The organism is Streptomyces sp. NPDC014727, assembly GCF_043083485.1.
Classification (GTDB): Bacteria; Actinomycetota; Actinomycetes; order Streptomycetales; family Streptomycetaceae; genus Streptomyces.
Window position 1 is genome coordinate 85,827 of sequence record NZ_JBIBYR010000004.1, and the last position, 18,072, is coordinate 103,898.

The 18,072-nt window shown below is 71.5% G+C and carries 17 protein-coding genes; 9 read left to right on the forward strand and 8 right to left on the reverse strand.

Annotated elements, in window-relative coordinates; genetic code table 11:
• The first annotated feature begins 96 nt into the window (after positions 1 to 96).
• Genes ACF1B9_RS08755 through ACF1B9_RS08765 form a run of 3 tightly spaced genes read left to right on the forward strand, consistent with a single transcriptional unit; the run spans position 97 to position 3,341 of the window.
• Positions 97 to 1,050, forward strand: coding sequence for an NADP-dependent oxidoreductase (locus ACF1B9_RS08755; RefSeq protein ID WP_391741411.1), 954 nt, complete (start codon positions 97 to 99; stop codon positions 1,048 to 1,050).
• Positions 1,051 to 1,084: 34 nt separating this feature from the next.
• Positions 1,085 to 1,360, forward strand: coding sequence for a DUF2630 family protein (locus ACF1B9_RS08760; RefSeq protein WP_391741410.1), 276 nt, complete (start codon positions 1,085 to 1,087; stop codon positions 1,358 to 1,360).
• A gap of 22 nt (positions 1,361 to 1,382) precedes the next feature.
• A complete protein-coding gene (locus ACF1B9_RS08765; protein ID WP_391741409.1) occupies positions 1,383 to 3,341 on the forward strand; it encodes an FUSC family protein in 1,959 nt (652 codons plus the stop codon).
• Positions 3,342 to 3,380: 39 nt separating this feature from the next.
• Here the strand turns inward: ACF1B9_RS08765 and ACF1B9_RS08770 are convergent, their stop codons facing one another.
• Positions 3,381 to 3,782: an RNA-binding S4 domain-containing protein gene (locus tag ACF1B9_RS08770; protein WP_351071840.1), complete on the reverse strand. Its 402-nt coding sequence runs from the start codon at positions 3,780 to 3,782 to the stop codon at positions 3,381 to 3,383.
• Positions 3,783 to 3,885: 103 nt separating this feature from the next.
• Between ACF1B9_RS08770 and ACF1B9_RS08775 the strand changes: the two genes are divergently transcribed.
• Positions 3,886 to 4,209, forward strand: a complete 324-nt coding sequence (locus ACF1B9_RS08775; RefSeq protein WP_391741408.1) for a hypothetical protein — start codon at positions 3,886 to 3,888, stop codon at positions 4,207 to 4,209.
• Positions 4,210 to 4,682: 473 nt separating this feature from the next.
• Entirely contained in the window at positions 4,683 to 6,425 is a 1,743-nt protein-coding gene (locus ACF1B9_RS08780) for a VWA domain-containing protein (protein WP_391741407.1), read from the forward strand.
• Here ACF1B9_RS08780 and ACF1B9_RS08785 read toward each other — a convergent pair.
• Positions 6,359 to 7,606: a sensor histidine kinase gene (locus ACF1B9_RS08785; RefSeq protein WP_391741406.1), complete on the reverse strand. Its 1,248-nt coding sequence runs from the start codon at positions 7,604 to 7,606 to the stop codon at positions 6,359 to 6,361. The two genes, ACF1B9_RS08780 and ACF1B9_RS08785, sit on opposite strands and share 67 nt — an antisense overlap.
• Positions 7,603 to 8,256, reverse strand: coding sequence for a response regulator transcription factor (locus tag ACF1B9_RS08790; RefSeq protein ID WP_376209250.1), 654 nt, complete (start codon positions 8,254 to 8,256; stop codon positions 7,603 to 7,605). The genes ACF1B9_RS08785 and ACF1B9_RS08790 overlap by 4 nt, the downstream gene beginning before the upstream one ends.
• A gap of 159 nt (positions 8,257 to 8,415) precedes the next feature.
• Here ACF1B9_RS08790 and ACF1B9_RS08795 point away from each other — a divergent pair, with 159 nt between their 5' ends.
• On the forward strand, positions 8,416 to 8,568 hold the full coding sequence (locus ACF1B9_RS08795) for a hypothetical protein (RefSeq protein ID WP_391741405.1): 153 nt from the start codon (positions 8,416 to 8,418) through the stop codon (positions 8,566 to 8,568).
• A 131-nt stretch (positions 8,569 to 8,699) separates the two neighbouring features.
• On the opposite strand, the gene ACF1B9_RS08800 is transcribed toward ACF1B9_RS08795, so the two are convergent.
• Positions 8,700 to 9,323 (reverse strand): hypothetical protein, encoded by a 624-nt coding sequence (locus tag ACF1B9_RS08800; RefSeq protein ID WP_391741403.1) that lies wholly within the window; start codon positions 9,321 to 9,323, stop codon positions 8,700 to 8,702.
• A 50-nt stretch (positions 9,324 to 9,373) separates the two neighbouring features.
• Here ACF1B9_RS08800 and ACF1B9_RS08805 point away from each other — a divergent pair, with 50 nt between their 5' ends.
• Together ACF1B9_RS08805 and metG are read left to right on the forward strand one after the other, a co-directional pair.
• Positions 9,374 to 9,877, forward strand: coding sequence for a hypothetical protein (locus tag ACF1B9_RS08805; RefSeq protein WP_391741402.1), 504 nt, complete (start codon positions 9,374 to 9,376; stop codon positions 9,875 to 9,877).
• Between the two features lie 42 nt (positions 9,878 to 9,919).
• Positions 9,920 to 11,524 carry a methionine--tRNA ligase gene (gene metG / locus ACF1B9_RS08810; protein ID WP_391741400.1) on the forward strand — a complete coding sequence of 535 codons (1,605 nt, stop codon included), beginning with the start codon at positions 9,920 to 9,922 and terminating at the stop codon, positions 11,522 to 11,524.
• A 163-nt stretch (positions 11,525 to 11,687) separates the two neighbouring features.
• Here the strand turns inward: metG and ACF1B9_RS08815 are convergent, their stop codons facing one another.
• The 4 genes from ACF1B9_RS08815 to aspS all read right to left on the reverse strand — a co-directional run bounded on the left by ACF1B9_RS08815 (position 11,688) and on the right by aspS (position 15,762).
• A complete protein-coding gene (locus ACF1B9_RS08815) occupies positions 11,688 to 11,972 on the reverse strand; it encodes a hypothetical protein (RefSeq protein ID WP_391741399.1) in 285 nt (94 codons plus the stop codon).
• A gap of 66 nt (positions 11,973 to 12,038) precedes the next feature.
• The gene (locus ACF1B9_RS08820; protein ID WP_391741398.1) at positions 12,039 to 12,887 is read right to left on the reverse strand and encodes a L,D-transpeptidase family protein; all 849 of its coding nucleotides are present in this window, start codon (positions 12,885 to 12,887) and stop codon (positions 12,039 to 12,041) included.
• Between the two features lie 230 nt (positions 12,888 to 13,117).
• Positions 13,118 to 13,810 (reverse strand): dioxygenase, encoded by a 693-nt coding sequence (locus ACF1B9_RS08825; protein ID WP_391741397.1) that lies wholly within the window; start codon positions 13,808 to 13,810, stop codon positions 13,118 to 13,120.
• A 167-nt stretch (positions 13,811 to 13,977) separates the two neighbouring features.
• Positions 13,978 to 15,762 carry an aspartate--tRNA ligase gene (gene aspS, locus ACF1B9_RS08830; RefSeq protein ID WP_391741395.1) on the reverse strand — a complete coding sequence of 595 codons (1,785 nt, stop codon included), beginning with the start codon at positions 15,760 to 15,762 and terminating at the stop codon, positions 13,978 to 13,980.
• Between the two features lie 195 nt (positions 15,763 to 15,957).
• On the opposite strand from aspS, the gene ACF1B9_RS08835 reads away from it, so the two are divergent.
• Positions 15,958 to 18,051 (forward strand): SpoIIE family protein phosphatase, encoded by a 2,094-nt coding sequence (locus tag ACF1B9_RS08835; protein ID WP_391741393.1) that lies wholly within the window; start codon positions 15,958 to 15,960, stop codon positions 18,049 to 18,051.
• Positions 18,052 to 18,072: the final 21 nt, after the last annotated feature.

Consider the following 18,072-nt stretch of genomic DNA (forward strand, 5'->3'; position numbering starts at 1 on the left):
TACGGGCGGGCCGGGGTTCGACGTGCGGCGCGGGACCGGCCGGGGAAGAGTGGTTCTCGTGACCGCCGGATCAAGGACGACTGAGAGGTCTTCCGTATGCGAGCCATAGCCGTCGGCGCGTTCCAGGCCGACCCCGAACTGGTCGAGATGCCCAAGCCCGAGCCGGAAGCCGGTGAGGTGCGGGTCCGGATCGAGTACGCCGCACTCAACCCGTGCGACTGGCAGGCCGCCCCCGACTCCCTGGACGACGAACTCGCTCCGCGGGTGTTCCCGCTGGTGGTCGGCGTGGACTTCGCGGGCCGGGTCGACATGATCGGCAGCGGCGGCAACCGGTTCCGGGTCGGTGACCAGGTCTTCGGCCGGGTCCCCGGGTCGGCGACCGGCACCGGTTCCGGTACGTACTGCGACTACGTGTCCGTACCGCAGGACTCCGCCATCACCCTCGTCCCGCCCGGTCTCTCCCTGCGCACCGCCGCGGCGCTGCCGTCCGCCGGGATGGCCTCCGCCCAGATCCTGGAGACCGCGGTGCTCCGCGGCCACGAGAGCCTGCTGGTCATCGGGGCCGCGGGTGGCGTCGGCAGCTGTCTGACCCAGCTCGCGGCGGCCCGCGACGTACGCGTGATCGCGGCCGTGCGCGGCGACGAGCACGGACGGATGGAGGCCCTGGGCGCCACCGCCACGATCGACACCACGGACCGCCCCCTCGAAGCGGCGGTACGGGAAAGCTTCCCGGACGGCGTCGACGCGCTGGTCGACCTGGTCTCCCCCACCCCGGACGACTTCGCCGCCCACGCCGCGCTCGTACGCGACTGCGGGATCGCCCTCACCACCCGGGGCGTCGCCGCCGGCGCCGCTCTCCCTCCGGGCGTGACCGGCATCGACTTCCGGCTCGACCCCTCCCCGGTACTGCTGGACGTCCTGGCCGCGGGCGCCGCCGAGGGCGTACTGCGCGTGCCCATCGACATCGAGGTCCCGCTGGAGAAGGCCCCGCAGGCCCTCGACCGCAACCGGACGGGCGGCGCACGCGGCAAGACCGTCATCGCGCTCTGAAGCCCACCCCGCGCGCACGACCGAAGGAGGCGTCATGGACGACCGGGAACGCGACATCGAGCGCGAAATCGAGCACGACATCATCGACAGCATCGGCGGACTCATCTCCGAGGAGCGGGACCTGCGCAACCGCTCCGACCGGGAAACGGGCCTCACCGTGGACGAACGGATCCGCCTGCGTACGGTGGAGGTCAGGCTCGACCAGTGCTGGGACCTGCTGCGACAGCGCCGCGCCCTCAGCGAGTTCGGCGAGGACCCGTCCGCGGCGAAGGTCCGGCCGGCCGCCGAGGTCGAGGGCTACCAGGGCTGACCGAGCGACACAGGGGGACGCGTTGACCGACACGGAGGCCGATTCCGGACGCAGGCGTACCGCCCCACCCCCCTGGCTCCTCAGCGGACTTCGCCCCCAGCCGTCCACCCCCATCGCCCGGGCCGCTGTCGTCCGCGCCTCCATCGCCCTGGCCGCGCCGCTCGCGGTCGGCTTCGCGCTGGACCGGCCCGCGTACGGCGCGCTCGTCTCCATGGGCGCGCTCTCCGGCGTCATCGGCGACACCGCCGACGCGTACCGGATGCGCATCCTCAACATCGCCGTACCGCAACTCTTCGGCGCACTCGGCATCATGCTCGGCACGCTGGTGTACGGGGCCGGCTGGGCAGCCGTGGCCGCGCTGTCCCTGGTCGGTCTGGTCTCCGGAATGATGTCGACGATCGGCGCCATCGCCTCCGTGTCCGGGCTGCTGCTCCTGCTCAACGCGGTCGTCGGTGCCGGACTCCCGATGCCGAACCCCTGGTGGGTGGCGCCGCTGCTGCTGACGGTCGGCGGACTGTTCGTCCTCGCCATGACGCTGCTGGCGTGGCCGCTGCGACGGAAGCTGCCGGAACGGGGCGCGGTCGCGAGCACCTACCTCGCGGTCGCCGACCTGCTCGCCGCCGCCGGCACCGACGCCTACGAGGAACGGCGACAGGCCGTCACCCAGTCCCTCAACACCTCCTACGATCTGATCCTGGCCCGCCGGGCCCGCTACCACGGCCGCAGCAACGCCGGGGTGCGGCTGCTCGCGCAGCTCAATGTCGTCATCCCGCTCGTCGAGGCGGCGCCCGCCGTGCACGTCCGGCGGCGCCCGCTCCCGGACGAGATCCCGGCGGCGGTGCGTGAACTGGCCGCCGCCGTCGAGGAGAGCCGCACCGGCGGTGCCGAACTCACCCTGCCCGCCCCGGACTCGCCCGCGACCAGGGCGGTCGACGGCGCGCTGCGGCACGCGGCGGTCGTCGTGCACAAGGCCGACCCCGATCCGTACAACGTCGACGACCGGCTCGGCCGCCCCGCCGCGCTCGGGGTGCGGATCCGGCGGACGACCCGCGACGTGCTGCTCTCCGGGGCCTCCTGGCGGTACGGGCTGCGCCTCGCCCTCTGCATCGGCCTGGCGCAGGCACTGACCTCGCTGATCCCGGTGCCGCGCTCCTACTGGGTCGCGCTGACCGTCACGTTCGTCCTCAAGCCGGACTTCGGCTCGGTGTTCTCGCGCGCCGTACTGCGCTCGGTGGGCACGGCGGCCGGTCTCGTGATCGCCGCGCCGGTGCTCGCCGCGGTACCGATCGGCTGGTGGGACGTGCCGGTGATGGTGGTGCTCGCGGCGCTGATCCCGGCGCTCACGGCGAAGGGGTACGCCTTCCAGACGGCAGCCATCACCCCGGTCATCCTGCTCCTGTCCGACCTGCTGAACCACCAGGGCTTCCACCTGGTCTGGCCGCGCTTCCTGGACAGCCTGATCGGCTGCGCCATCGTGCTGGTGGCGGGCTATCTGCTGTGGCCGGAGAGCTGGCACGTCCGGGTCGGGCACCGGCTGGCGGACGCGGTCACGGACATCGCCGACTACGTGGCGTGCGCGTTCGAACCCGGCGGCTCCGGCGACCGGGCGGAACGGGTGCGGGCCCGGCGCCGCATCTACCGCGATCTGTCGGTCGTGCGCTCCGAATTCCAACGCGCCCTGACGGAGCCGCCCCCGGTCGGCACCCGGGCCGCCGCGTGGTGGCCACTGGTCGTCGCGGTCGAACGCATCGTGGACGCGACGACGGCCGCCCGGGTCCGCGTCGACCACGGAGCACCGGAGCCACCCGCCGCGGAGGTCGCCGAGGTCCAGCGGCAGTTGCGGGAACTCGCGAACGGCATCCGTGCGAGCGAGGTCCTGGTCGGCGTGCGCGCCGAACTGCGGGGCGACGAGGAGGGGGTACTGGCTCCGCTGCGCCGGGAGGTCGCGGCGGCACGCGCCATCGCGTCCCCGCAGCCGTAGCCGCGGTCGCCGTCTCCCGTCACCGCGCGGTGCCGGCCGTCAACCCGTCGGACCCGATCCCCGCAGCCGCTCCATCTCCCGTCGGTCCCGCTTCGTCGGCCGCCCCGCGCCCCGGTCCCGTACCGGAACCTGGATCGCCGCCTCGCGCGGCGGCGGGGGCGGACTGTTGTCCACGAAGCACTCCGCCGCCACCGGGGGACCGACCCTCTTCTTGACGAGCTTCGACACGACGACGATCCGGTCCCGGCCCGCGTGCCGGAGCCTTACCTCGTCGCCGACACGCAGTGTCTGGGCGGGCTTGGCGCGCTCGCCGCCGACCTTCACATGGCCCGCGCGGCAGGCGGCAGCGGCCTGCGAGCGGGTCTTCGTCAGCCGGACCGACCAGATCCAGACGTCGACCCGAACGCTTCCCTCCGCCTGCGGCGCCTCACCGGAAACCATGCAACCGACTCTAGTCCCGTACTTCGCGGGTCGTTGATTCGTATGGTGTGACCGGTCCGGGAGTGTCCTGGGCCGGTCGTATGACGTTGGTCCGGGTGTGTCGATGACTTCCCGGCCCCCGCGGCGTCAGATGCGCGCTCGCGCCGCGCTGATCCAGGTCATCTGCCTGGCCTTGCTCGTCTTCTACCTCATCGAGCGGCAGGTCAGACGAGCACTCGGCCCCGACGAGACCATGCCCGGCCTCTATCCGGACAACCGCCGCGTCCGCCCCACCGGCCGGATGATCCTCCACCACCTCGGCGAACTCACCCTGCGAATCGGCAACGCCATCAACCCGCCAACCGTCCAGATCAACTGCGGCGTCCAACTCCACCTCCTCGATCTCCTCGACAGCGACATCGGACAAACCCGCTGGCCACAAACCTGAAACGGTCACCTGCGAAGTACGGGTCCAGTGCGGCGCACGCGTCGGGTCAGGCCGGATCGGGTCGGGTCGGAACCGTGCCGGGCCGGGCCGGGGTGGGAGCAGATCGGGCCGGGATCGGCCGAAGTCGTTGATGTCCTCACCCCAGTTACGGCGCTTCCGCCTCACGCTCGCACGCCCCGGGGCGCGTGCACGAGGCGGAACAACGATGTGACTGACCGCTTGTCAGACACATCGGCCACTCGCACCGGCAGGACCATCCGGGACCGAACAGGCCCATGCGAGCGGAGTACGCCGGGTCCGTCCGGCATGCGCAGGGCTTGGCCCGAGCTCGGTTGCGGCACAGTTGTCCCACGGGCGGGCCGCGCCACCGAACGGCCGGATCCGGCCGCTAACCTTACGTATCCGTCCTGGCCAGGGATGAATCCCGCAGGTCGGACATTTATCGCACCCAACTCACGCGAAAGGCCTCGCCCATGGGCATTCGGAGCTTGCTGCGCAAGGTGTTCGGCCGCGACCGCGCGGAGCAGGACGCGTCGGCGCCGGCGCCGACGGCCACGGTCCCGCCCCAGACCGAACGCACCGCGTCCGCGGAGTCGGAGCCGGTCGCGGCCACGGTGGACGAGCCGGCTACGGAGACCGCCTCGGTGCGCGAAACCACCCCGGTCACCAAAGCCTCGGTACCGGCCCCCTCTTCTCCTCGGTCCGCCATCGGCGACAGCGGCCTGGCATCTGACCTGGTGGCGGCGGCCTTCGACAAGGCGTCCCTCCCCACGGTCCCGGCACAGGGCTCGGCCCCGAAGTCGAAGCCGGTGGAGCCGACAGAGGCCACAGTCACCGAACCGGAGGTCGCCGAGGCCGAGGTCACGGAGCCGGAGCCGGAGGTCGCCGAGGCCGACCCGGTTGCCGCGAAGGCCGACGAGGCCGAGGTCGCGGAGCCGGTCGCCGAGGAGCCGGAGAAGCCGCAGGCCGAAGCCGCGGAGCCGGAGGTCGCCGAGGCCGAGCCAGTGGCCGCGAAGGCCGACAAGGCCGAAGCTGCGGAGCCGGTCCCCGAAGAGCCGGAGAAGCCGCAGGCCGAAGCCGCGGAGCCGGAGGCCACGCCCTCCGTCGCGGAGGCCGAGACCACGCCCGAGCGCGTAGCCGAGCCGCAGGCCGAGCCCGAGCCCGTAGCCACTGACGCCACGCCTGAGCCCGTCGCCGTCGAGGCCCCGGCCGAGCCCGCCCCGATCACCATCGAAATGGACCCGGAGCCCGAGGCGGAAGCGGAGTCCGAGGCGGAAGCGGAACTCGCCCCCACGGCCGACGCCACGCCCGAACCGGAGCCCGAAACGGAACCGGAACCCGCACCCGCCCCCGCAGCCGACACAGCCCCCGAAACAGCACCGGAGGCAGCATCCGAGGCGGCCCCCGAATCAGCACCGGCACCGGCCGTCGAAGCCGCACCGGACGCCGAAACCTCGCCGGTCACCGAAGCCGCACCGGACGCCGAAGCCTCGCCGGTCACCGAAGCCGCACCGGACGCCGCCGGCAAGCCCGCCCTCCCCCTCGCGCGGGTCAAGTCCCGTGCCCCCGGGCTCGTCGACTCGTACAAGGCCGCCCAGGGCGGGCTGAAGACGCACGGGCTGACCGGGCTGCGCGCCACCGTCTACCTGGTCCTCGACCGCTCCGGCTCCATGCGGCCGTTCTACAAGGACGGCAGCGCCCAGCACCTGGGCGACCGCACCGTGGCCCTCGCCGCGCACCTGGACGAGAGCGCCACCGTCCCCGTCGTCTTCTTCTCGACGGACATCGACGGCACCGGCACGGTCGACCTCGCCGCCCACGAGGGCCGGATCGACGAACTGAACGCGGGCCTGGGCCGCCTCGGCCGGACGAACTACCACCGCGCCGTCGAAGAGGTGGTCGCGCACTACGAGAAGTCGGAAGCGACCGGTCCGGCTCTGGTGATCTTCCAGACGGACGGCCCGCCGGACGCCAAGCAGGCCGCCAGGCAGGCGCTCGCCGATGCCGCGCGGCTGCCGCTGTTCTTCCAGTTCGTCGCGTTCGGCGAACAGGACGCGAAGGGCTTCGACTTCCTGCGGAAACTGGACGTCCCGAACGCCGGGTTCTTCCACGCGGGCCCCACCCCTCGCGAGATCGCGGACACCACGTTCTACCGCGAGGTCCTCGCCGCCCTCCCCGCCTGGATCGCGGACCGCGAGGCGGCCGTCGAGAGCTGATCCGCCGGCAGGCGTACGGTCACGGCGAGCCCGCCCTGGGGGCCCGGCACCGCCGTGACCGTACCGCCGTGGGCCACCGCGATAGAACGCACGATCGAGAGGCCGAGACCTGAGCCCGGCCCCATCCGGTCCTTGCCCTCACCCCGGCGGAACGGCTCGAACAGCCCTGGGATGTCCGCCGCGTCCACCACCGGCCCGGTGTTGCGCACCTCCATCAGCGCCCCGTCCCCGGCCGTCACCAGGGACACCTCCACCGTCCCGTCCGGCACGTTGTACGTGACGGCGTTGGCCAGCAGATTCGCCACCAGCTGGGCGAGCAGCATCCGGTTCCCCCGCACCGCACAGGGCCCGGCGTCGACCTTCACCCCCGGGTGCCGGGCCGTCTCCTCCGCCACCACCTGCGCGAAATCCACCGCTTCCTGCTCGCCCGTCACCAGCCCGCGCTCGCTGCGCGCCAGGACCAGCAGCCCCTCGATGAGCCGTTCGCTGCGCCGGTTGTTGTCCAGGAGCGTCTTCCGGGTCCGTACGAGATCGTCGGGGGACGGGTCGTCCAGACCGATCTGGATCGCGGCCCGCTGGGTGGCGAGCGGTGTCCGCAGCTCGTGGGAGGCGTTGGCGATGAACCGGCGCTGGCTGTCGAACGCCTTCTCCAGCCGGGCCAGCAGCGCGTCGAGCGTGTCGCCGAGCTCCTTCAGCTCGTCGTCCGGGCCGCTGGACGCGATCCGTTCGTGCAGGGTGTGCTCGGACAGCCGGCGCGCCTTGGCGGTCATGGCGTGGACGGGCCGCAGCACCCGGCCCGCGGTCCACCACCCCACGCCGACCGCGCAGGCCGTCATCACGAGCAGCGCGGCCGCGGACCAGATGAGCAGCTGGTGACCGGCCGCGTCGCTGACGTGGTCCGTGAGGTCGTAGACGGTGGGCGGCCCGAGACTGCGCCGGGTGATGAGGGGGCCGTTCACCGCGTATCCGGGCTGGACGACCGCGGCCGTGCGGGCGATGGCGCGCGCCTGGGAGTCCGTGCCCGCGCGCGAGGCGAGGTTGACGGTGGCGAGCAGTGCCGTCCCGAGGACCAGGAACACCCCGCCGTACACGAGCGCGATCCGGGTCCGGATCGTCGAGTGCTGGACGTGCGGGACGCGAGCGGCGCGCAGGACGCGCGGGAGGCGTGACGGGCGCTTCACAGGGCGTACCCCACGCCCTGCACCGTACGGATCAGGGCCGGCTCCCCGAGCTTGCCGCGCAGCTTGCTCATGCAGACGCGGACTGCGCCGGTGAACGGATCGGCGTTGGCGTCCCAGGCCCGCTCCAGCAGCTCCTCCGCGCTGACGGTCCCGCCGTCGGCCTCCAGCAGCAGTTGGAGCACCGAGAACTCCTTCGGCGAGAGGTCCAGCTCCCGCCCCTCCCGGGAAGCGGTGCGCCGTACGGTGTCGAGCCGGATGCCGTGCCGCTCCAGCTGCGGCGGTACGGGGCGGGCGCTGCGCCGCCGCAGCGCCCGTACCCGCGACACCAGCTCGGGGAACTCGAACGGCTTGCCCAGATAGTCGTCCGCGCCGAGATCGAGCCCCGCGACCCGGTCCTCCATGGACACGGCGGCGGTGAGCATCAGAATCCTGGTCCGGGACCCGGAGGCGACCAGTCCGCGTGCCACGTCGTCGCCGTGCACCCGTGGCAGGTCGCGGTCGAGAACGACGACGTCGTAGTCGTGCAGTCCCAGGTAGGCGAGGGCGGCGTCACCGCTGTACACCGTGTCGACGGCGAACCCCGCCCGCCGCAGCCCGGTGGCGACCAGCTCCGCCAGGATCTCCTCGTCCTCGGCGACCAGTACCCGCATCGTGATGTCCCTTGCCTCGTGCATGCGTGTCCACTCCCTCCCAGGATGCGTCTTTGCTACGGGAAGGTATGTTTCGCAAAGGTCTCCGCACACCCGGCCACCGGGCTCCCGGAACCAACTCTGGCCTCAACCACGTTACGTACTTGAGGTGTTGAACCCATGTATGAACGGGGACGTATGGTGACCGGTTCCACACACGGCGACGACTGGCTCGACCTGGCGGACGCCCTCGATCTGTTGCGCTCCCAGGTGGCCGAGTCGCAGCGCAGGGCCCGGCGTTCAGAGGACGTACAGATCGGCGACTGGGAGTAGGCGGCCCGGATTCCGGGCGGGACGCGCCGGGCGTGCCGGACGAGACGTACGGGGTGGGGTGCCGTGGACGAACACCGTGTGGTCCGCATCCATGTCCGCCACCGTGACGGACGTACGCGCACCGGCTCGGGCTATCCGGTCGCACCCCGGCTGGTGCTGACCGCAGCACACCTGCCGGCCGAGGAGGCCGAACCCCTGGTCGCCGTCCCCTCGGCCCCCGCCACGCAGGCGGACGCCCACGCACGGCGGCCGGCCGACCCCGCGCCGCCGGACACCGCCGCGCGACCGGCTCCCGCCGCACCGCCCTTCACCGAGTGGCCCGCGCAGCCCGTCTGGCCGCGGCTCGACGATTCGGTCGACGCGGCGCTGCTCCACATCACCGCGGCCGACCGGCGGCCGCCTGCCTGCTCGCACGGGTCGGGGGACTTACGCATCCAGCGCTGGGGACGGCCGGTCACCGACACCGCGCGTTGCAGGGGCGCGGGCGAGAGCAGGTCGGCCAGGTCCGCGGCCTCGGTCTCGGGGCGCAGACCGGTGTGGGCGGTGAGCGTACGGGCGAAGGCGTCGTCCCGCAGCAGCTCATGGCTGCGGGTGGCGGACAGCCGTGCGCCGGTGCGGGCTCCCCGGTCGTGCCGGACCACTCCCAGCAGCAGCGGGCCGCTGAACACCGCGGCGCGGCTCGCCCGGTGGCTGGTGACCACGATGCGCTCGCACGGCTGGGCCGCCGGTTTCATCCGGAGCGAGCTGCCGGACACCGCCGCGGCACTGCTCCCGCACCGGCTTCGCCCGGATCCAGCACCCCGCCGTGTTCGTCGTCGACTACGCCGAGTCCCGGCCCGATCTCATACGGGAGCTGCTCCGCCAGTCGCTGGAGTGCGTCCACCCCGTGCGGATCCTGCTGCTGTCCCGTTCGATCGGTACCTGGAAGACGGAAGCGCGGGACGCCTCCGCCGCGGTGCACGAACTCCTGGGCCTCGCCCCGTTCACCCTTCTGCCGGCCCTGGACGACTCGGTCGTCGACCGTGACTCCGCGTTCGCGCAGGCGGCGAAGGACCTGGCGGAACTGCTGGGGCAGGTGTCCGACCACCACGGCGTGGACTGGCCGTCGGTGGCCCGGTCGGTGATCCCGCCGCCCGCGACGGACCGGCCCGTCTTCGAGGCGGCGCTCACCATCCACTGCCGTACCGGCCACGTCGACGGCACCGCCCTCCCGCTCGCCCCCGTCCCGGCCGGGGGGATGGATCTCCCCGCCTATTCGGTCTTCGTCGAGGACCCCTTCCTTCCCTGGTCCGGGGGCGGCCGACCGTAATCGGTGTGAGTCGATCTTCCGCTGGCCGTTAGGATTTCGACCATGGCGGCCACTGGATCCGAGAAGCAGGGGGCGACGGCGTACTACGTCTCGACCCCCATTTACTACGTCAACGACGCTCCTCACCTGGGCCACGCCTACACGACCGTCGCAGGCGACGTGCTCACGCGCTGGCACCGCCAGCGCGGCGAGAAGGTGTGGTACCTCACCGGCACGGACGAGCACGGTCAGAAGATCATGCGCACGGCCGAGGCGAACAACGTCACCCCGCAGGCCTGGTGCGACAAGCTCGTCGAGGAGGCGTGGAAGCCCCTCTGGGAGCACCTCAACATCGCGAACGACGACTTCATCCGTACCACGGAGAAGCGCCACACCGACCGGGTGCAGGAGTTCGTGCAGGACCTGTACGGCAAGGGCGAGATCTACAAGGGCGGGTACGAGGGCCCGTACTGCGTGGGCTGCGAGGAGTACAAGCTCCCCGGCGACCTCATCGAGGACGAGAACGGCGTCAAGCTGTGCCCGATCCACAAGAAGCCGGTGGAGATCCTCAAGGAGGAGAACTACTTCTTCAAGCTGAGCGCCTACGGCCCGAAGCTGATGGAGTTCTACGCGAACAACCCCGGCTTCATCCAGCCCGAGTCGGCCCGCAACGAGGTCGTGAACTTCGTCAAGCAGGGTCTGCAGGACCTCTCCATCTCCCGTTCGACGTTCGACTGGGGCGTCCCGGTGCCGTGGGACGAGAAGCACGTCATCTACGTGTGGGTCGACGCCCTGCTGAACTACGCCACGGCGGTCGGCTACGGCGCCAACCAGGAGAAGTTCGACGGGACCTTCCCCGCCGACGTCCACCTGGTCGGCAAGGACATCCTCCGCTTCCACGCGGTGATCTGGCCCGCGATGCTGATGGCGCAGGGGCTGCCGCTGCCGGGCCGGGTCGCGGCCAACGGCTGGCTGATGGTCGGCGGCGAGAAGATGTCCAAGTCGAACCTGACCGGCATCAAGCCGCAGGACCTGACCTCGCACTTCGGCGTGGACGCGTACCGCTGGTACTTCCTGCGCGCCATCGCGTTCGGCAGCGACGGCTCGTTCTCCTGGGAGGACTTCTCCGCCCGCTACACCTCCGAACTCGCCAACGACTACGGCAACCTCGCCTCGCGCGTCGCCGCCATGGTCGGCAAGTACTTCGGCGGGGCACTTCCCGAGGCCGCCGCCGCGGGTGACGCCGAGAAGGCGGTCCAGGAGGGGCTGGCGAAGGCCGTCGCCACGGCCGACGAGAAGATCGGCGAGGAGCTGGACTTCCAGGCCGGCATCCTGGCGGTCTTCGACTTCGTGAAGCAGGTCAACGGCTACATCACGGAGCAGGAGCCCTGGAAGGTCGCCAAGGACACCTCCCCCGAGGGCCAGGCCCGCCTCGCGACGATCCTCTACACGGCCGCCGAGTCGCTGCGCGGTGTCGCGGTCCTGCTGAACGCCGTGATGCCGGAGACCTCGCAGAAGCTGTGGGACTCCCTGGGCGCCGAGGCGTCCCTGGGCGCGCTGTCCGACCAGCGCGTACAGGACGCGGGCACCTGGGGCCGGCTCCCGGCGGGCGCGACGGTGACGAAGGGCGCGGTGCTGTTCCCCCGCCTGGAGGAGAAGCCGGCGTAACCGGACGTACACACGGGGAAGGGCCGGGACCGCACGACTCGGGTTCCGGCCCTTTCCGCTGCTCTGCCGCTTCCGGGTCAGCGAACCCAGTTCTTCAGCGGCTCGGTGTCCAGTTCGATGCCCACGGGGTCGGGCAGTTCCACGGACTTCCCGTATGGCACCGTCAGCTTGCTCGTACCGCACGCCATCGGGCCGCGAGCGCGTTGCCCTTGCGGTACGCCCCGATGCGCAGCCCTTGCGCGGCAAAGAGCCAGTTGCCCGGATCGGCCCGGATGCACAGCCGCGTCAGCCACTCGATGATCCGCCCGTGGTCCCCGTCCGGCAGAGCCTTCGCTCCCGGTTTCCCGTTCACGAACTCCCACCGCGGTGCCTCATCGAAGCGAGCAATGCGACGGGCGAGATCCTCGAAGACCTCCTGGGTCAGCACACCTTCCTCGCCCACGCGCATCACTGCCTCCCGACGGAAACCGGGCTGCGTCCAGCGTACGGGCGCCCCACCCGGCCCGTACCCGGTTCACCGCTCCAGCGCCTCCACGTCCCCCATCACGACGACCGGCTTCTTCTGGGGATCGAGAAGGCGGAGCAGTTCCCTCATCCGGTCCTCGGGGAGGGAGACGCAGCCCTGGGTCGGGCCGCCGTGGTCCGCGTGGATCCAGATGCCGCCACCCCGTTCCTTGCCCAGCGGACGCTCCGGGTCCAGGGGGGAGGTGCCGGGGGTCCGGTTGTAGTCGACGGCGACGACATAGTTGAAGGAACCTTCGAGGGACTCCCCGTCGAACCCCTCGCCGCTCACGGCGAACGACGGGCTCTGGTTGTACGGGAACGTGGTGCCCGGGGGTGCGAGCAGGCCGCCCGCGGCCGTCAGCCCGTAGACCCCGACCGGGGTGCGGAGGTCGTCCTCCCAGTGCTCGTCCGTCCAGCCGTTCAGGGCGTTGCGGGCGGGCCAGCGGTCCGTCGCCGCGCGCCAGCCCCGGGCGGGATCGTCACGGGTGTAGAGGACCGCGGTGGACAGGCTGGAATTGTAGAAATCGCCGGTGACGACGAGCGCCTGCTGGGAGTCCGTCGGGATCTCGGCCCGCATCTGCGGCCCCAGCGCGGGGATCTCCCGGGGGCGAAGGCGCGGGGCCGCCGGGGCGGGGGCGGCCTTTCCCCGTATCCCGTCGGCCTGCGGCCCCCCGACACCGGCGGAGGCCGTGGCGGATGCGGGGGCAGATGCCGGGGCGGATGCCGGGACCTTGCGGGTGGCTATGTCGGTTTCGGAGGTGTTGTCGCAGGCGGTGAGCAGCAGGATCGCGGTGACGCAGGTGCCGGCGCGGACGGCGTACAGGGGACGCCGGGCGGCCGACGGACAGAATATGGACACGGGCACTCCTCAGCGGTCGTGGGCGCAGGCTGTTCAGGCGGGCTCCCCGTCACGCATCGTCCCGCCGAACCCAGTTAACGCCGCGACCCGCGAGCGCGAATCCGCACGAGGGCCATACGGCTGTACCGCCCGCAGGGCACACCCGCAGGCAGGGCCCGGAACCGCTGGTCGTCCACGCGGGTTCCGGGCCCTTCGTCTCCGTGCGGGGAGAGCAGGCGGCTGAGGCCCGGTCAGAGGTCCGTGCCGTCGTGCGTCTCGTCCGGGTCCACGCCCATCGTGATCAGGCCGACGACGCCGCGCGCCATGTGACGCTTGCGGTACGAGAGCTTCATCAGCCCGCCGGTGACCCCGCTCTGGTCGTAGACGGTGTCCTCGGTGAGGGTGGTACGGGTGGTGGTGCTGGTCGAGTACGGCTCGATCTTCGCCGAGTCGAGGACCGCCGACTCCGCGAAGAAGAACTGCCCCGTGTGACAGGTGTGCCCGCCCTCGTACCCGGCGTCGGTCATCTTCCCGCCGACGTGCACCTTGGTGTGGATGTGCACGCAGCGCCCCTGGTACCAGCCCGGGAAGATCGTCTTGAACTCCACGTACCCGTGTTTGTCGGTCAGCTGGGTGCCCCTCAGGTAGCGCTCGTCATCGGTGGGCTCACTGTGCCCGCCGCCGGGGCCGCCGGACGGCGGCGGGCCGGTGGGGACGTCGGTCGGCGGGGTGCCCCCGTCGCGGGTGGTCTCCGAGGTGAGCCGGTAACAGGCCTCGCCGTGTTCGCCCCCGGACTTCTCGGCACCGGTCGTGTCCTCATCGGCCGAGGCACTGGCGACGGCGTCCGCCCCGATCCCGGCGGCCACGATCACCGCACCCCCGGCGAGCACCACTCGACGGCGGGACATGTCCTTCTTGTGCGCGGGCCCTTGAGTCTCTGTCATGAACGCCGAGGCTAGACAGGGAAGTCGGGAAACGGATGGGTGTGAGCTGTGTGTTGCTGTGAGGTCCGGACGTAAGTCGTATACCCGTGTCCCAGGCCCAACGACGTCAGCGAACAGCCCCCAGCCGGACGGCCGGGGGCTGTGGAACCGGGACAAGCGGCGCGTGGCTACTTCTCCGTCTTGTCCTTCGCCGTCGCCGCCGGCTTGCGGAGCTGGATGTTCAGCTCGCGCAGGCGGGACTCGTCCAGCTCCGTCGGGGCGCCCATCATCAGGTCCTGGGCGTTGCCGTTGAGCGGGAAGGCGATCGTCTCGCGGATGTTCGGCTCGTCGGCCAGCAGCATCACGATGCGGTCGACGCCCGGGGCGATGCCGCCGTGCGGCGGGGCGCCGAGGCGGAAGGCGCGGAGCATGCCCGCGAACTCGTGCTCGACGGTCTCGCGGTCGTAACCGGCGATCTCGAAGGCCTTGAGCATCACGTCGGGCTCGTGGTTACGGATGGCGCCCGAGGACAGCTCGATGCCGTTGCAGACGATGTCGTACTGCCAGGCGAGGATGTCGAGAGGGTCCTTCTCCTCCAGGTCCTTCATGCCGCCCTGGGGCATCGAGAAGGGGTTGTGCGAGAAGTCGATCTTGCCGGTGTCCTCGTCCTTCTCGTACATCGGGAAGTCGACGACCCAGCAGAACCGGAAGACGCCCTCCTCGAAGTGGCCGGCGCGCTTGGCGGCCTCGACGCGGACGGCGGACATGATCTTGGAGACCTCGTCGAACTCGCCCGCGCCGAAGAAGACCGCGTGGCCGGGGACGAGGGACAGACGCTCGGTGAGGGTCTTGATGTCGGTCTCGGTGAGGAACTTGGCGATCGGGCCGGTCAGGCCGCCGTCCTCGCCGACACGGACCCAGGCCAGGCCCTTGGCGCCGTGCTGGACGGCGTAGTCGCCGAGGCCGTCGAAGAACTTCCGGGACTGGCCCGCCGTGTCCGGGACCGGGAGGGCGCGGACGTGCTTGCCCGCGAAGGCCTTGAACTCCGAGTCGGCGAAGATGTCGGAGATGTCGACCAGCTCCAGCTGGGCGCGCAGGTCCGGCTTGTCGTTGCCGTACTTCAGCATCGCCTCGCGGAACGGGATGCGCGGGAACGGCGAGGTGACGTGGCGGCCGTTGCCGAACTCCTCGAAGAGCTCGGTCATCAGCTTCTCGATCGGCCGGAAGACGTCCTCCTGCTCGACGAACGACAGCTCGACGTCGAGCTGGTAGAACTCGCCGGGCGAACGGTCGGCGCGGGCGTCCTCGTCGCGGAAGCACGGCGCGATCTGGAAGTAGCGGTCGAAGCCGGAGATCATCAGCAGCTGCTTGAACTGCTGCGGGGCCTGCGGCAGGGCGTAGAACTTGCCCGGGTTCAGGCGGGACGGGACGACGAAGTCACGGGCGCCCTCGGGGGACGTCGCCGTGAGGATCGGGGTCGCCAGCTCGTTGAAGCCGAGGGCCACCATCTTGGCGCGGATGGAGGCGATGACGGCCGAGCGCAGCATGATGTTGCGGTGCATGCGCTCGCGGCGCAGGTCGAGGAAGCGGTACTCCAGGCGCCGCTCCTCGTTGACCCCGTCCTCGATGTTGATCGTGAAGGGCAGCGGGGCGGCCTCGCCCAGCACCTCGACCTCGGTGACCTCGATCTCGATCTCGCCGGTCGGCAGCTCCGGGTTCACGTTGTCGGCACCGCGCGCGGAGACCTTGCCGTCGATCCGTACGACGGTCTCCTTGGTGAGCTTCGCGAGAGCCTCGTTGCCGGGGGTACCGGGACGGGCGACGAGCTGCACCAGACCGTAGTGGTCGCGCAGATCGATGAAGAGGATGCCGCCCAGGTCTCGGCGATTGTGCAGCCAGCCGCTCAGCCGGACGTCGGTGCCGACGTCAGAGGCGCGGAGCTCGCCGCAGGTGTGTGACCTGTACCGATGCATTCTCGTTCATCCAGTCTTCGCGATTCGGGGTGGATTCAGCCTCCCCAGGCTACCGCTCGCACCCGCACCGATTCATTGACATTGACATTTCAAGATCATCGGGGGGCTCGGCAGGCGGGCCGGGACCGTGCCCGGCGGGCCCCGGTCGTCCGTCCTCGGTGGCGTTTGCCGAGCAGATCTTCTTAAAGTGGGGCAATGCGCACCGAGGACGTCCTGGCCGCGACCGCGACCGGCCTGTGGCGCTGGGACGACGCAGCCGGGACCGTCACGCTCGATGCCGAGGCGGCCCGGCTGCTCGAGCTGCCCGCCGCAGCCGGTGTCTTCCGCGAGTCCGCGGTGCGTTCCCGCTTCCACCCGGTCGACTGGAACGAGATCTACGGAGTGGTGAATCTCGCAGTGGCCGAGGGCACCCTCGCCGAGGCCCGGCTGCGGATCGTGGACGAGCACGGCCGGGTGCTGCGTACCGTGCGCAGCCGTTCCAAGCCGTTCCCGTCCGAGACGCCGACCAGCACGTCCTATGTGCTGGTCGGCACGCTCCAGGAGGTCGCCGAGCCGCAGCCGGGCACCACCGGGGCGCACACCCCCATCACCGGCGACTGGCGCCGCTCCCGTGAGGCGTTCCTGCTGGACGCGGGCCGGGCGCTGGCCGAGGCCCGGTCGACCGCGGAGGTGCTGCGGGTCGCCGCCTCGCTGTCCATGCCCGGGTTCTCGCCGGACGGCCTGGCGGTCTTCGGTGTCTCGGGCGAGCGGCTGACGATCATCGGGCACCACGGGCACAGCGTGGGCGACGACGGCCCGTTCAACGACATGCCGCTGGAGACGGACTATCCGGCCGCCGAGGTCGTACGGACGGGACGCGCGATCTACCTGCCCTCGCCCGAGGAGTACAGCCGCCGCTACCCGTCCACCTGGCCGCTCGCCAGCCGTTTCGGACGCCGCTCCTGGGCCTTTCTGCCGCTGATCGTGGCAGGGCGGACCATGGGCGCCTGGATGGCAGGCTTCCGGCACCCGGTGTCGTTCTCGCCGGACGAGCGTGCCGTACTGACGACCGTGGCCCGGATGCTCGCCCAGGCCCTGACCCGTGCCGGGGTCGCCGAGACGGAGCGCGAGCTGTCGCTGGGGCTGCAGCGCTCGATGATGCCGTCGCTCGGCCCCGAGATCCCGGGGATGACGGTCGCCGCCCGCTATGTCCCGACCGGTGGCGGGCTCCAGGTCGGCGGCGACTGGTACGACCTGATCCCCCTCCCCAACGGCCGCATCGCGCTCGTCATCGGTGACGTCCAGGGCCACGACGTGCGTGCCGCGGGCCTGATGGGCCAGTTGCGGATCGCGCTGCGCGCGTACGCCTCCGAGGGGCATCGCCCGGACGCGGTGCTCTCCCGCGCGTCCCGGTTCCTCTCCGGCCTCACCGACGCGTACGAGGACGGGGCGGGGACGGGGCTGCGCTTCGCGACCTGTCTGTACGCGGAGGCCGACCCGGAGACCGGCGTTCTCGACATCGCGCGGGCCGGCCACCCGGATCCGGTGGTGATGACGGCCGACGGAACCGCGATGATCCGCCAGACCGAGGGCGGGCTGCCGCTCGGCATCGAGGCGGACGCCGACTACCCGACGACCCGGCTCACCCTGGAGGCCGGCGAAACGATCATGCTCTGCACCGACGGGCTGATCGAGACCGGCGGCCACGATCTGGCGACCGGCTGGATCCGGCTGCGGCCGATCCTGGAACAGCGAACGGCCGACCTGGAGAAGCTCGCCGACGCCCTCGTGCAGGCCGTGCACGGGCCGACGTCGCACTACACGACGGGGCCGCTGGCGGACCGCCGGGAGGACGACATAGCGGTGCTGCTGCTGCGGCGCGACGGAGGGACGCCGCGGGAGACCGCACGGCGCACCGCGCTGACCATCGCGCAGGCGGAACCGCAGCGGATCGCGGCGGCCCGGCAGCATCTGCGGGAACTGCTCCACGACTGGGCCGATCCGGAGCAGGTCGACGCGGCGGTGCTGATGATCTCCGAGATGGCCACCAATGTGCTCGTCCACACGGACGGGGACGCGCTGATGGTCGCCGAGGCGACGGGGGAGCCCGGGGAGCGGCGACTGCGGGTGGAGGTGGCGGACGCCAGCGACGAGCTGCCGCACCGTCGGCGGCCCGGGGAGATGGCTTCCAGCGGGCGGGGGCTGGTGCTGATGGAGATGCTCGCCGATGCGTGGGGGGTGGATCCGCAGGGGGTGGGGAAGTCGATCTGGTTCGAGCTGTACGAGCCGGGGCCGGACGAGGAGGGCTGAGCCGGGCCGTCACGTCCGGGC